Origin of the sequence: Nocardia neocaledoniensis (assembly GCF_003182135.1) — a bacterium.
Taxonomy (GTDB): Bacteria; Actinomycetota; Actinomycetes; order Mycobacteriales; family Mycobacteriaceae; genus Nocardia; species Nocardia neocaledoniensis.
Genome location: NZ_QGTL01000013.1, coordinates 133,867 through 146,213, shown reverse-complemented (window position 1 = coordinate 146,213; position 12,347 = coordinate 133,867). Strand labels below are relative to the sequence as shown.

At 71.6% G+C, this 12,347-nt stretch carries 14 protein-coding genes; 9 read left to right on the top strand and 5 right to left on the bottom strand.

The window, feature by feature from the left end:
* Position 1: 1 nt before the first annotated feature.
* From DFR69_RS28190 to DFR69_RS28175, 4 genes are read left to right on the top strand one after another with little or no spacing between them, the layout of a single operon-like run.
* Positions 2–190: a hypothetical protein gene (locus DFR69_RS28190; protein ID WP_110040682.1), complete on the top strand. Its 189-nt coding sequence runs from the start codon at positions 2–4 to the stop codon at positions 188–190.
* On the top strand, positions 187–504 hold the full coding sequence (locus tag DFR69_RS28185; RefSeq protein ID WP_110040681.1) for an Asp23/Gls24 family envelope stress response protein: 318 nt from the start codon (positions 187–189) through the stop codon (positions 502–504). The genes DFR69_RS28190 and DFR69_RS28185 overlap by 4 nt, the downstream gene beginning before the upstream one ends.
* Positions 501–1,037, top strand: a complete 537-nt coding sequence (locus DFR69_RS28180) for a DUF6286 domain-containing protein (protein ID WP_110040680.1) — start codon at positions 501–503, stop codon at positions 1,035–1,037. Before DFR69_RS28185 ends, DFR69_RS28180 begins: the two co-directional genes overlap by 4 nt.
* The gene (locus DFR69_RS28175; RefSeq protein WP_110040679.1) at positions 1,034–1,603 is read left to right on the top strand and encodes an alkaline shock response membrane anchor protein AmaP; all 570 of its coding nucleotides are present in this window, start codon (positions 1,034–1,036) and stop codon (positions 1,601–1,603) included. Before DFR69_RS28180 ends, DFR69_RS28175 begins: the two co-directional genes overlap by 4 nt.
* A gap of 12 nt (positions 1,604–1,615) precedes the next feature.
* Here DFR69_RS28175 and DFR69_RS28170 read toward each other — a convergent pair whose 3' ends face one another.
* Positions 1,616–2,476, bottom strand: coding sequence for an alpha/beta fold hydrolase (locus DFR69_RS28170; RefSeq protein ID WP_110040678.1), 861 nt, complete (start codon positions 2,474–2,476; stop codon positions 1,616–1,618).
* Positions 2,477–2,650: 174 nt separating this feature from the next.
* Between DFR69_RS28170 and DFR69_RS28165 the strand changes: the two genes are divergently transcribed.
* The 4 genes from DFR69_RS28165 to DFR69_RS28150 all read left to right on the top strand — a co-directional run bounded on the left by DFR69_RS28165 (position 2,651) and on the right by DFR69_RS28150 (position 6,733).
* Positions 2,651–3,844 carry a PucR family transcriptional regulator gene (locus DFR69_RS28165; protein WP_110040677.1) on the top strand — a complete coding sequence of 398 codons (1,194 nt, stop codon included), beginning with the start codon at positions 2,651–2,653 and terminating at the stop codon, positions 3,842–3,844.
* 157 nt (positions 3,845–4,001) lie between these two features.
* On the top strand, positions 4,002–4,568 hold the full coding sequence (locus tag DFR69_RS28160; protein ID WP_167456434.1) for a DUF2637 domain-containing protein: 567 nt from the start codon (positions 4,002–4,004) through the stop codon (positions 4,566–4,568).
* A 126-nt stretch (positions 4,569–4,694) separates the two neighbouring features.
* Positions 4,695–5,612 (top strand): alpha/beta fold hydrolase, encoded by a 918-nt coding sequence (locus tag DFR69_RS28155; RefSeq protein ID WP_110040675.1) that lies wholly within the window; start codon positions 4,695–4,697, stop codon positions 5,610–5,612.
* Positions 5,613–5,719: 107 nt separating this feature from the next.
* On the top strand, positions 5,720–6,733 hold the full coding sequence (locus tag DFR69_RS28150; protein ID WP_110040737.1) for a TIGR03617 family F420-dependent LLM class oxidoreductase: 1,014 nt from the start codon (positions 5,720–5,722) through the stop codon (positions 6,731–6,733).
* Between the two features lie 6 nt (positions 6,734–6,739).
* Here DFR69_RS28150 and DFR69_RS28145 read toward each other — a convergent pair whose 3' ends face one another.
* Positions 6,740–7,951, bottom strand: coding sequence for an oxygenase MpaB family protein (locus tag DFR69_RS28145; RefSeq protein ID WP_110040674.1), 1,212 nt, complete (start codon positions 7,949–7,951; stop codon positions 6,740–6,742).
* A gap of 75 nt (positions 7,952–8,026) precedes the next feature.
* On the opposite strand from DFR69_RS28145, the gene DFR69_RS28140 reads away from it, so the two are divergent.
* Positions 8,027–8,650, top strand: coding sequence for a TetR/AcrR family transcriptional regulator (locus DFR69_RS28140; RefSeq protein WP_110040673.1), 624 nt, complete (start codon positions 8,027–8,029; stop codon positions 8,648–8,650).
* 10 nt (positions 8,651–8,660) lie between these two features.
* On the opposite strand, the gene DFR69_RS28135 is transcribed toward DFR69_RS28140, so the two are convergent.
* Genes DFR69_RS28135 through DFR69_RS28125 form a run of 3 tightly spaced genes read right to left on the bottom strand, consistent with a single transcriptional unit; the run spans position 8,661 to position 12,345 of the window.
* Entirely contained in the window at positions 8,661–10,097 is a 1,437-nt protein-coding gene (locus tag DFR69_RS28135; RefSeq protein ID WP_110040672.1) for an NAD-dependent succinate-semialdehyde dehydrogenase, read from the bottom strand.
* Positions 10,094–11,218 (bottom strand): alcohol dehydrogenase catalytic domain-containing protein, encoded by a 1,125-nt coding sequence (locus tag DFR69_RS28130; RefSeq protein ID WP_110040671.1) that lies wholly within the window; start codon positions 11,216–11,218, stop codon positions 10,094–10,096. The genes DFR69_RS28135 and DFR69_RS28130 overlap by 4 nt, the downstream gene beginning before the upstream one ends.
* Positions 11,218–12,345: an acyl-CoA dehydrogenase family protein gene (locus DFR69_RS28125; RefSeq protein ID WP_110040670.1), complete on the bottom strand. Its 1,128-nt coding sequence runs from the start codon at positions 12,343–12,345 to the stop codon at positions 11,218–11,220. The genes DFR69_RS28130 and DFR69_RS28125 overlap by 1 nt, the downstream gene beginning before the upstream one ends.
* Positions 12,346–12,347 lie beyond the last annotated feature (2 nt).

Below are 12,347 nucleotides of genomic sequence, written 5' to 3'. Positions count from 1 at the left end.
CATGAGTGCCACCACGATCTGCCTCGTGATGGGTCTGTCCCTGGGGTTCGCCGCCGCGTTCGGCGGGCTGGGCGCGTTCGCCGTCGTGCTGATCTTCGGTGGCCTCGGTCTGCTGGTCGGACGCTGGCTCGACGGCGAGGTCGACCTGTCCGGGCTGGTGCGCTCGGCCCAGGATCGGGGCAGGCGGTGACCAGCACCGCCGTCCCGCTCCCCGGGACGACCACGATCGGTGAGCGCGCGGTGCGTCGCCTGGCCCAGCGGGCCGCGGGTGAGGTGCCGGGAGTGGAGCCGGGCGTGCAGGTCAGCGCGCAGGTGATCGGTACCGGTGCGACGCTGAGCGTCCGGCTCCCCGTGCGCTATCCGTTGCCGGTCGGCCGGGTCACCGAGGAGTGCCGGTCGCATCTGATCGCCCGGACCGAGGAACTGACCGGGCTCACCGTGCCGCGGGTCGATATCGAGGTCTCGGCGATGGTGCCGGAACCGCCGGAGAGGAGAGTGCGATGACACGCCGTCCACGCCGGGTCGTCCCGGCCGTCGTCGTCGCGGTGCTGCTGTGCGCGCTGGCCGTGTTGGTGGTGGTGTCGCTGATCCAGCGGCTCACCGGGACCAGGGAATGGGTCTCCTACGACAGCGTCGCGACCTGGCTGCACGACACGTCGTGGGGTAGCGGGTGGGTGCTCGGGGCAGGCATCGCGGTCGCGGTGCTCGGTATGGCGCTGCTGGCGGTGGCCGCCCTGCCCGGCAGGCCGGTCGTCGTCGCGCTGGAATCGGGGGACGGCATCGACGCGGGGATCGCCCGCCGGAGTCTGCGGGCCGCGCTCGCCGACGCGGCGGGCACCGTCGACGGCCTGGACAAGACGCGGGTCAGGCTGCGCCGCAAGAAGATCCACGTCTCGGGCCGGACGCACCACACGACCGAACAGACCGCGCGGGAGGTCGGCCTCGCCGTCGCGGAGCGGCTGGACCGCATCAAGCCGGCCGAGGTTCCCCGCCTGCGCACCAGCCTGCGCAGGCTCGCACCGGGAGGTGAACGATGACCACCGCCAACCGTCCCGCGCGGCTCAACCGGAGCGTGCTCGGACTGCTCGGCCTGCTGACGGCCGGGGCGGGCGGACTGCTGATCGCGGCGCACTTCGGCGCCTTCCGGGTCTCCCCCGACGCACCGCTGGTGCCCGGCACCGAGGAACCGCCGCGGTTCGTCTTCGTCCTCGTCATCGCCGCGGCGGTGGTGCTCGCTCTCCTCGCGCTGCGCTGGCTGGCCGCTCAGTTCACCCGGCTGCCCAAGCGCGCGGTGTGGCGGATCAGCGACACCGACGCCGGACGCACGCAACTCGGGTCCGGCACGGTGGCCGAGGCGGTCGAGGCCGACATCGAGTCCTACGACGGGGTGCGGGCCACGACCGCGCGGCTCTCGGGCAACGCGCTCGCCCCCGATCTGCATCTGCTGGTGGACGCCGAGCCCGCCGCCGATCTGTCCGCTCTGCGCCAGCGGATCCTCGGCCACGCCGTGCCCCGGCTGCAGACGGCGCTCGAGCTCACCGCCATCCCGGTGACGGTCGAGTTCCGCATCGCCGACCGGGGGCGCACGCAGCGCACCCGATAGCGGCGGCGGTGGTCAGCGTGCCACCGCCCGGGGCGCCGAAAGCCAGGCGATGAGGTCGTTCTCCACCTCGGCGCGGTTGATCTCGTTGAGGATCTCGTGGCGGGCGTCCGGGTAGACGCGATAGGTGATGTCGGTGAGCCCGGCGTCGCGGTAGCGCTGGACCTGCAGATCACTCAGCCGCACGCCGGCGTTCAACGGATCCCGGGCGCCGACCATGACGTAGAGCGGCAGCCCGGGCCTGATGCCCCGGGGCTCGGCCAGCCGCTCGGTGCCCGCCCCGGCCAGCAGCGCCATGTTCGCCGCATCGATCTCGAAGCCGCACCACGGGTCGGCCAGATAGGCGTCGACCTGGGCGGTGTCGCGGCTGAGCCAGTCGGCGGGCGTGCGCGTCGGCTGGAATTCCCGGTTGAACAGGTCGAGCAAGTCGCCTCCGGCTGCGGCGATCTCGACGAACAGCCCGTCGACGGCGGTGGTGCCGCACAGCACCGCCGCGTCGACGAGCGCGGCATGATCGAGCAGGTACTGCTGGACGGCGAACGAGCCGAGGCTGTGCCCGAACAGCACCACGGGCAGCTCCGGGTGGGTTCGGCGCAGGATCGTGGTCAGCGCGGCCATGTCCTCGACGAGCAGGTTCCAGCCGTTCGCGCCGAGGTCACCGGGCTCGCCCGCCATGCTGTGTCCGTGGCCGCGATGGTCGGCCGCGTAGACGGCGTAGCCGAGGTCGGTGAGGCGCTCGGCGACAGGGCGGTATCGTCCGCCGTGTTCGCCCATCCCGTGCGCGATCTGGACCACGCCGGTGACATCCGCCCCGCGTGCGGGCAGCCAGGAACGGACGTGGATGGTCGTGCCGTCGCTGCTGGGGTAGGTGAACATGGGCGACTCCTGGGTGATGGGCGAGCAAGGCGTGCGCGGGCGGGCCGGAGGCCGGGCGAAACGCACTGCAGGAGATCGTCGCACCGTGGTGCCGCCGCTCCCATGGGCCGCCGGACAGCATCGGCGGGTCGGCATTGTCCACGGGGACAATTGCACCGCCGGTAAGCTGCGGAAATGGTTCGAACATCACCACCGAGCCCGATCGGTGAGGTCGCCGCGGCGCTGCTCGCGCGCATCGACGATCTCGGGTTGCAGCTGGCCCGGATCCTGGTCGCGGAGCTCGACACCTACCGCGACGAGGAGGTGGTGCCGTTCACGACGATCCAGATCTCCTGCACCCGCAATCTGCGGCTGATGGCGCAGCATTTCACCACCGACGAACCGGTGGATCCCGCGCCGCCGCGGGAGACGGGCAGGCTGCGCGCCCAGCAGGGTGTGCCGCTGGCGGAGACGCTGCACGCCTTCCGGATCGGGTTCGAATTCCTGTGGTCGGAATTGGTCGCCGAGGCCCGGCGGCATCAGGCGGTGAGTGACGCGGTGCTGGTCGATCTGGCCGCGGAGGTGTGGGCGCTGGCCGGTGAGTATTCGGTCGCCGTGGCCGCCGCCTACCGCGAGCGCAGCTCCGAGCTCATGCTGCAACGCGAGCACGAGCGTTCGGTGCTGGTGGAGGCCCTGTTCACCGGGGTCATCGCCGACCCGGCCACCCTCGGCGAGGCCACCCGCATTCTCGGGCTGCCCGCGCGGGGGCGCTTCGTCGTGGTGGCCGCCGAGGTGGGCGTCGCGGGCCGGGAGGCGCTGCCCGGGATCGAGGCGGCGTTGCGCCACGCCCGGATCACCTCCGCCTGGCGGCTGCAGCCCGATCAGCAGATCGGCGTGCTCGCGCTGGCGGTGGATCGCGAGTCCGCGGCGCTGGCCGCCCTGCGCAAACACCGTGCCAGGATCGGCGTGAGTCCGCCGTACGAGTCGCTCACCGAGACGCCGCAGGCGCTGCACTTCGCCCGGCTCGCGCTGGTCGGTCTCGCCGACCGCGCCTCGGGGGTCGCCCGCTTCGACGACAATCCCCTGGGCATGGTGGTCGCCGCGGCGCCCGCCGAGGCGGCGCACCTGGTCGATCTGCGCCTGCGCGCGATACTCGCGCTACCCCACGAGGAACGCGTCCGTCTGCTGGAGACGCTCGAAACCTGGTTCGCCGCGGGCGGTTCCGCGGCGACCACCGGCGAGCGGCTGTTCCTGCACCCCAATACGGTGCGCTATCGGCTGCGCCGCGTCGAGAAACTCACCGGGCGCTCGCTGTCGGATCCCGCGGCGGTACGCGACCTCGGGGCCGCTCTGCAGGCCTGGCAGATCCTCACTCCCGTCCGCCTGTGACGGCGGGCGCTGCCACGCTCTGCGGCGGGGACCCGCCGGGTGCCCGTACTCTATTGAGTGCCTGCATGTTTGGTGGCCGTAGCCCTTAGGATGGAGCCTGATGGACCACTCGGACCCTTTCCCCCGCCCTGTTCCCTTCACAGTGCCGAAGCTACTCGTGGGCTTAGGGTCGCTCCTGGTCGTCGCCGCGGCGATCACGTCGTTCACCTTCACCTCCACCCTCGCCCGCGCGGCCGGGGTGCCCGAGCACCTGACCTGGTTGTGGCCGGTTGTGGTCGGGCTCACCGTCGCGTTGGTCGCCTGCACGTTCATCACGTTGGTCGGCATCCGTGACGAGAAGGCCACCTCGATGGTGCGGGTCTACGAACTGCTGCTGATCGCCGCGGTGCTCGCCAGCATCATCGGGAACGTGCTGGCCATCTCGCGGGCGCCGATCGAGATGGGCACGCTCGAGACCGCGACCGTGGTCTCGCTGCCCCCGCTGTGCCTGATGATCTGCGTCGGGAACTACCTGCTGCTGACCGCCGTCGTCCCGGTCCGCATCGTGGCCTCGATTCCCGAGGACGACTGGCGGCTGCGCGTGCTCGGAATACCCAGCGCGCCTTCACCTTCCAGAGAACCCAGCCCCGCGCGCCAGGACGGCGCCGCCTGGTGGGACCAGCACCGCACGGAGGCCAGGACTCCGGCGGCGACGTCGAAGAACTCCCCGCCGGGCGCCCGATAGCCCGAGGCTGCGACGGGCAGCCGGAGCAGCCCGTTCGCCGCGTGAGGCGCGCCACCACGCGTCACGTCGCGGACGGGCATCTCGTCCATGGATCGACAGCTACTCACTCGATCATGGAGGCGCAGCATGAGCATTCGCCGACTGGCGGTCGTCGTGGCCGCGGTCCTCGCCGTCGCGACACCGGTCGCGCACGCCGAGAACCTGCCGGACCACACCGACCGGCCGACCTACCTCGACCACATCGATTCCCGCTACGCCGACACCGAACTCGCCCGTTTCCACTACACCGTGCAGGGGCAGGGCTCACCGGTGGTGCTCGTCGCCGGCGGCGGACTGTGGCAGTACTCCTGGCGCGACGTGATTCCCGCGCTCGCGCGCGAACACACCGTGTACGCGGTCGATCTGCCCAGCCAGGGCTACACCGAGCTGAAGCGACCAGGCTTCGCGTACGACCTGCCCTCGATGGCCGCCGCGCTCGCCGCATTCCTCGACGCGGTCGGTCTGCACCGCACCGCGCTGGTCGGGCATTCGTGGGGCGGGGCGTGGAGCCTGTACTTCGCCGAGCAGTACCCCGAGCGCGTCGCGCGGCTGAGTGTGCTCGACTCACCCGGATTGGATGCCGAAAAAGCCCCCGTGACGCCACTTTTCACCACGCCACTGCTGGGTGAGGTAGCTACGGAACTCACCACCCGTGAGTTCTACGCCGAGAGCATCCGCGGCACGTTCGCGCGCAAGCAGGCAGTGACCGAGGAAATGATCGACCAGCTGTGGCCGCCGTTCGCCGAGCCCGCCCATCGCGCCGGATTTCTCGCCCTGTGGCGCAACCTCGACTACCGCCTGACCGACCGGGATCTGCACAAGGTCGGCGCCGTAACTCAGATCCTGTGGGGCGGTGCGGACGAGTGGCTGCCCGCGCACCAGGCCCACCGCCTCGCCGCGCGTATCCCGCACGCGACCGCCACGGTCCTGCCCGGCTGCGGCCACACCGTCCATGAGGACTGCCCGGCCGAGACGATCCCGCTCATCGTCGACTTCCTGCGCTGAGCCCGGTGTTCGGGCGCGCGAATTTCGCAGCAGCGGAGGCGGTCTGGCCGATATCAGCACCTGCCGGTGCGGTCATGGGGTGCAATGCGGGGATGACGCGTGTGTCGATGAAGGTGGATCTGCAGCTGGACGGGCGGCCGGAGGATGCCGCCGTCCGGGCGGCGGAGCTGGCGACGTGCGGGGCCGACGGGCTGTTCACGTTCGAGGGGCCGCACGATGTGTTCCTGCCGCTCGTCTCGGCCGCGGGGACCACGCGGGTCGATCTCATGACGAATGTGGCGATCGCGCTGCCGCGCAGCCCGCTGCACCTCGCGCACTCCGCCTATGACCTGCAGCTGCTCAGTGGCGGCAGGTTCCGGCTCGGGCTCGGGTCGCAGATCCGGCCGCACATCGAGAAGCGCTACGGCGGGACCTGGTCGCGTCCGGCGGCGCGGATGCGGGAGAGCGTGCTGGCGGTGAAGGCGATCCTGGAAGCCTGGCAGCACCGCGCGCCGCTGCGCTTCGAGGGTGAGTTCACCCGGCACACCCTCATGGCGCCGACCTTCGATCCGGGGCCGAATCCGTATGGGATACCGGAGATCTGCCTCGGCGCGCTGGGTCCGATCATGACCAGGATGGCCGCCGAGGTCGCCGACGGGCTGTTGATCATGCCGTTCAACAGCGCCCGTCATCTGGCCGAGCGGACCTGGCCCGCGATCGAGGAGGGACTCGCCCGGGCGGGTCGCGCACCGAGCGAGCTCGCGATCTACCCGCAGGTGATCGTGGGAACGGGCCGGACCGCCGCCGAGCTCGACGCGGCGGCGGTGGGCGTGCGCAGGCTGCTCGCCTTCTACGGATCCACTCCCGCCTACCGTCCGGTCCTGGAGGTCGAGGGATGGTCCGAGCTGCAGCCGCGCCTGAACGCCTTGTCCAAGCGCGGCGACGTCGCCGCCATGACCGACCTCGTCGACGAGCGGATGCTCCACACGCTCGCGGTGTTCGGAACCCCGGAGGAGTGCGCCACCACCGTCGTGGACCGCTTCGGCGGTTTCGCGGACCGGGTGTGCTGCTACTTCCCCGGCTATCCGGTGCGCGACGACCACATCCGGGATCTCGTCACCGCGCTGCGCTCCGGCTCCTGACCTCGCTCAGGCCGCGTGGGTGAGCCGCGCGGCCGAGCCGCCGACGGTCGGCCCGCTGCTGACCAGCGTGCGCATGAATCGATCGTTCTCGCGCGCACCGCGTTGCGCCGCTCGATCGAGCCCGCCCGGGAGCAGCCGGGTGGCCGAGCGGACCACGTTGGCGGGGATCCGCAGTGCCGGGTACCAGGGCACGATCACCGTCGGCAGCCCGAGCGCGCGCATCGTGCGGGAGCCGAGGAAGGTTCCCGTCACGGACAGATGCTGGGCGTAGGCGAGGCGGCGGCGCACCGTGGGCAGCCGATCGTAGTTCCAGGACAACGGATCCCGCGACATCGGCACCGCGAGGACGCGGGTCGACTCGTCGGGGTCGGCCAGCGCCGACAGGGTGTGCACCAGCACGCGCACCCCGTCGCGGAACGAATGCGGCAGCCACTGCTCCTCGACACCGAGCAGCCAGCCGACGTAGCGGACCAGGTGCGCGACGGCGTCGGCGTCGGCGGGGCCGAGCAGCAGGCCCATCCCGAGACCGCCCACCGTCGGCGCGATGAACGAGCCGACCAGGGTGGCCGCCATGTCGGTCTGGTTGATGGGCAGGCCCCAGTCCTCGACCTGCCAGTCCGGCATGGCGGCGACGTGACGGCGGACGAACCCGTGGATGAGGCGGACCCGGATCGTGGACTGGTAACCCCGCCCGAGCGGAGCCAGCGCGTCCTCGGACAGCACGTCCATCGCCCACTGCATGGTCTCGGCCCAGCGCTGGTTGGAGCCCTTCTCCAGGGCGCCCGTGCGCAGCAGGGTCTTGTTGAAACCGGAGAACTGGTAGCCGCCGATCATGGCGACGTCGCGCGCGAAGTACATGCCGTCGGCGCCGCTGCTGAGCAGCACCTTGGCGCCGCGCGCGAGCGTCTCGGGGTCGACCCAGGCCGGAGCGGTCTCGACCGCGGTGAAGAACTCGCGCAGCGGTTCGGGAGCCTCGGGGACAGCGGCGATGCCGTGGGCGAGCGCGCGATCGAACAGCGGGCGCGTCTGCTTGCTGCCCGTGGTGACCATCCAGTCGACCAGGCGGTCCATCGGTTCGTCGCCGACGAGCAGACTCTCGCCGAGGCGCCGCCACTGCGCCGCGTCGGGGCCGCGGACCCCCAGCATCGCGGCGAAGCCGCCGACGATCGCCGGAACCCGGTGCGGGCGATCGGGATGGCGGGTGGGAACGGTGGTCATCGGCACTCCTCGTTGAGCGACGCAAACTGGATAACGACTGATATCCAAAGTAGGCCTGCTGTTAAAGTGCTGTCAATGGCGCGTACAGAGGTGGTCCGGTCCTACCGGGGAATCAGCGCGGCGAATCGGCGCGACGAACGCCGCGACAAGCTGCTCGCCGCGGCGCGACAGATCTGGGGCGACGCGGGATTGACCGAGGTCACCGTGCGGCGCGTATGCGCGGCGTCGAGCTTGACCCCGCGCTACTTCTACGAGCACTTCCACACCAGGGACGCCCTGGTGCTCGCCGTCGCCCAGCAGGTGCACGAGGAGCTGTTCGCCACGCTGGTCGCGGCGAGCCAGGCCGAGCCGGGCACGCTCCGCAGCAAACTGCGGCGGGCGCTGACGACCTACCTCGACGCGATCGCCGCCGACCCGAGCGTGCACCGCATCCTCACCAGCGAGGCGCACAGCGTGGCCGGGCTCGAGGAACTGCGCACCCATGCCGTCGAGATCGTCACCGATCTCGTGTTGCGCTACAGCGCGGAGTTCCTCGACGCTCCCGCCGATCCGGAGGTGCGCCACCGCGAGGCGCTGTTCGTCGTCGGCGGCATCAATCAGCTCGTCGAGGCCTGGCTGCGCGACCCCAGCCAGCCGACCACCGAGGTGGCCGCGCTGTGCACGGAACTCGCGCTCGCCGTGGTGAACCGGCCGACCTGAGCCGAGCGGGTCAGCGCGCGATGGCCAGGTACTGCTGTTCCTGATACTCGGCCAGCCCGGTGCTGCCGCCTTCCCGGCCGAGTCCGGAGGACTTCACCCCACCGAACGGCGCGGCGGGATCGGAGATGATCCCGGTGTTCACGCCCACCATGCCGGTCTCCAGGTTCTCGGCGAACTCCATTGTCTCGCCGAGGTTTTCGCCGAAGACGTACCCGGCCAGGCCGGAGTAGCCGGCATTGGCCAGCCGCAGCGCCGCGGCCGGGTCGGTGAAGGTGCGCAGCGCGGTGACGGGGCCGAAGGTCTCCGAGTTCCACAGGCGCGTGCGGGCGTCGACATCGGTCAGGACCGTGGGTCGCACGAAGTGACCCGGTCCGTCGATGTCGGGTCCCAGGAGGTGCCGCTGGGCGCCCTGATCGACCGCGTCGTCGACGAGGGCGGAGATCCGGCGCACCGCCGTGTCGTCGATCACCGGTCCGATGCGCGTGGTTTCGTCCTTGCCGTCGCCCACCGGCAGGGCGGCGACGGCGGTGAGGAATCGTTCGGTGAATTCCGCGGCCCGCGCGGCGTGCACGAGGAATCGGTCGGCGGCCACGCAGGTCTGGCCGGCGTTGCGGAGTTTGGCGAGCACCGCGCCCTCGACGGCCTTGTCGAGGTCGGCGGACTCCAGGACGACGAACGGCGCGTTGCCGCCGAGTTCCATCGAAACCCGCAGCACGCCCGGCGCGGCCTGCGCCAGCAACGCGCGACCGACCGCGGTGGAGCCGGTGAAGGTGAGTTTGCGCAGCCTGCGGTCGGCGATGATCGGCGCCGACACCTGCGGGGCGCGCGAGGTCGTCACACAGTTGACCACACCGGGCGGCACTCCCGCCGCCTCCAGGATGCGCACGAATTCCAGTGCGGTGAGCGGTGTCTGGGGCGCGGGCTTGAGGACGACGGTGCAGCCGGCCGCGAGGGCGGGCGCGATCTTGCGGGTGACCATGGCCAGGGGGAAATTCCACGGTGTGATCGCGAAAACCGGCCCCACCGGCTGTGTCCGGACGGCGATCCGCCGTCCGCCCGCGGGTGCGCGGAAGTAGGCGCCACTGGCGCGGGTGGCCTCTTCGGCGAACCAGCGCAGGAACTCGGCGCCGTAGCTCACTTCGGCGCGCGCCTCGGCGAGCGGTTTGCCCATCTCGAAGGTGATCGTGCGGGCGATCCGCTCGGCGTCGGCGTGCAGCAGGTCGAACGCGCGCAGCAGGATGTCGCTGCGGTGGCGCGCGTCGGTGGCCGCCCAGTCGTGTTGTGCGGCGGCCGCGGCGTCCAGCGCGGCCAGACCGGTCACCTCGTCGCCGTCGGCGACCGTGGCGATCTGGGCGCCGGTCGCCGGATCGACGACCGGCATCGTCGCCGCGCTCGCCACCCAGCGGCCACCGAGGAACTGGGCGACCGGAAGGTCGGTGTGGGTCATCGTGCCTCCGTGGGCGGGTCGAAGACGATCACCTGGCGCACCGCCGCGCCGTCGGCGAGTTGATCCATCGCCTCGTTGAGGTCGTCGAGGCCGATGCGGGCCGAGATCAGCTTCTCGACCGGCAGCCTGCCCGCGCGCCACATCTGCTCGTAGCGCGGGATGTCGCGCGCGGGGACGGCCGAGCCGAGGTAGCTGCCGACGACGGTGCGGGCCTGCGCGGTGAGCGTCAGTGGCGACAGGGTCACCGTGGCCGAGGGTGCTGGCAGACCGACGGTCACGGTCGTTCCGCCCGCGGCGGTGGCGAGGAACGCCGTCTCGAACGCGGCGGGGTGGCCGGCGCACTCGATCACGTAGCGGGCCTGAATACCTTGCGCCGCTAGCTGTTCCGGCGTGTAGGTCTCGGTGGCTCCGAGTTCGCGCGCCGCCGTGAGCTTGGCGGGCAGCCGGTCGACCGCCACGAGGCGCCGCACCCCGATCGCGGCCGCGGTGAGCAGCGCGGCCATGCCGACGCCGCCGAGCCCGACCACCATCAGGTCGTCCTCGGGCGCCGGGTCGGCGACGTTGAGCACCGCGCCGCCCCCGGTGAGGACGGCGCACCCCAGCAGGGCCGCGACCTCCGGGGGTACATCGCGGCCCACCGGGACGACGGAGGCCTGGTCGATCACCGCGTGCGTGGCGAAGCCGGAGACTCCGAGATGGTGGCGCACGCGCTCGCCGTCCCTGCTCAATCTGCCTGGGTGGTGCAGGAGTTCGCCCGCCGTGTTCGCCCTCGTGCCCTCGGTGCACGGCAGCTGTCCGCCCCGGGCGCACGCCGCGCAGCGCTCGCAGCGCGGCAGGAACGACATGACGACGCGGTCGCCGACGGCCAGATCGTCGACCTCGTCACCGACGGCCGCCACGATGCCCGCCGCCTCGTGTCCGAGCAGCATCGGCAGCGGCCGCACGCGATTGCCGTCGACCACGCTGAGATCGGAGTGGCACACGCCGGCCGCCTCGATCCGCACCAGCACCTCGGTCGGGCCCGGCTCGTCGAGTTCGAGGTCGTACACCCCGATCGGCCGCGACGAGGCGAAGGGCCGCGGCCGGTCGTGGTGATCGAGGACCGCGCCGCGAATGCGCATCAGTGCTCCGCTTTCGCGTGCTCGCCCAGCGGACTCGACAGGGCGCGCAGGTGATCGCTCTGATCGCCCAGGGTGTGTTCGATGGCGGCGAGCCGGGCGGTGTAGTGGCCGACCGGGTACTCAGCGGTCATGCCGATGCCCCCGTGGAGCTGGATCGCCTCCTGCCCGATGTGCTTGCCGGAGCGGTCGATGCGACGTTTCGCGCGCGAGGCCACCGTGGCGTCCACAACACCGTCGGCCAGCGACATCGCCGCGTACAGGCTCATGCTGCGGGCCAGTTCCAGCGAGACGTACATGTCGGCCGCGCGGTGGGTGAGGGTCTGGAAGGTACGCAGCGCGACCCCGAACTGCTTGCGGGTCTTCAGGTATTCGGTGGTCAGGCGCAGCGCCTCGGCCATCGCACCGACCGCTTCGGCGCCGAGGGCCGCCTGGCTGGTGATCACGGCTTCGTCGATGACCGCGCCTGCGTCGAGGGCGGTGCCGAGCAGTGTGCCGGACGCGCCACGGAGTTCGATGTCGGCGCCGCGGCGCCCGTCGTAGGTACGGTAGGGGCTGCGCACGAGGGCCGCGTCGGCGGCGTCGACGAGGAACAGCGCGGTCTCGCCGGTCGGCACCACGGCCGAGACGATCAGCTGGTCGGCCCGATCACCGCCGGGCACAAGGCTTTTGCGTCCGGTCAGCGTCCACCGGCCACCGTCGTCGACGGCCAGGGTGCGCGGCTCGGGGTAGGGCCAGCGGGCGCCGGGCTCGGCGTGGGCGAACGCGAACAGCCGCTCGCCGTCGACGATGCCGGGCAGGAGAGTGGCGCGCTGGTCCGGGGTGCCCGCGCGGCCGATGAGCAGCGCGGGCAGCAGGGCGCAGTCGAAGACCGGTTCCGGCGCCAGCGCGCGACCGAGTTCCTCCATGGCCAGCAGCGTCTCGACGGGGCCGCCGCCGATGCCGCCGTCCTCGCTCGACACGGTGAGCCCGAGCAGGCCGATCTCGGCGAAGGCCGACCACACCTTCGGATCCCAGCCGGGATCGTCGGCGACGACCGCGGCGCGGTGCTCGGGGGTGTAGTGGCGGGTCAGCACGCTGCGCACGGTGTCACGCAGCATCGTCTGCTCAGGGGTGAAGGTGAAATCCATGG

Bases quoted from the DNA above. Each gene is read 5' to 3' on its own strand.
- DFR69_RS28190 (WP_110040682.1), top strand. From the start codon at position 2: ATGAGTGCCACCACGATCTGCCTCGTGATGGGTCTGTCCCTGGGGTTC.
- DFR69_RS28180 (WP_110040680.1), top strand. From the start codon at position 501: ATGACACGCCGTCCACGCCGGGTCGTCCCGGCCGTCGTCGTCGCGGTG.
- DFR69_RS28175 (WP_110040679.1), top strand. From the start codon at position 1,034: ATGACCACCGCCAACCGTCCCGCGCGGCTCAACCGGAGCGTGCTCGGA.
- DFR69_RS28170 (WP_110040678.1), bottom strand. From the start codon at position 2,476: ATGTTCACCTACCCCAGCAGCGACGGCACGACCATCCACGTCCGTTCC.
- DFR69_RS28165 (WP_110040677.1), top strand. From the start codon at position 2,651: ATGGTTCGAACATCACCACCGAGCCCGATCGGTGAGGTCGCCGCGGCG.
- DFR69_RS28155 (WP_110040675.1), top strand. From the start codon at position 4,695: ATGAGCATTCGCCGACTGGCGGTCGTCGTGGCCGCGGTCCTCGCCGTC.
- DFR69_RS28150 (WP_110040737.1), top strand. From the start codon at position 5,720: ATGAAGGTGGATCTGCAGCTGGACGGGCGGCCGGAGGATGCCGCCGTC.
- DFR69_RS28145 (WP_110040674.1), bottom strand. From the start codon at position 7,951: ATGACCACCGTTCCCACCCGCCATCCCGATCGCCCGCACCGGGTTCCG.
- DFR69_RS28140 (WP_110040673.1), top strand. From the start codon at position 8,027: ATGGCGCGTACAGAGGTGGTCCGGTCCTACCGGGGAATCAGCGCGGCG.
- DFR69_RS28135 (WP_110040672.1), bottom strand. From the start codon at position 10,097: ATGACCCACACCGACCTTCCGGTCGCCCAGTTCCTCGGTGGCCGCTGG.
- DFR69_RS28130 (WP_110040671.1), bottom strand. From the start codon at position 11,218: ATGCGCATTCGCGGCGCGGTCCTCGATCACCACGACCGGCCGCGGCCC.
- DFR69_RS28125 (WP_110040670.1), bottom strand. From the start codon at position 12,345: ATGGATTTCACCTTCACCCCTGAGCAGACGATGCTGCGTGACACCGTG.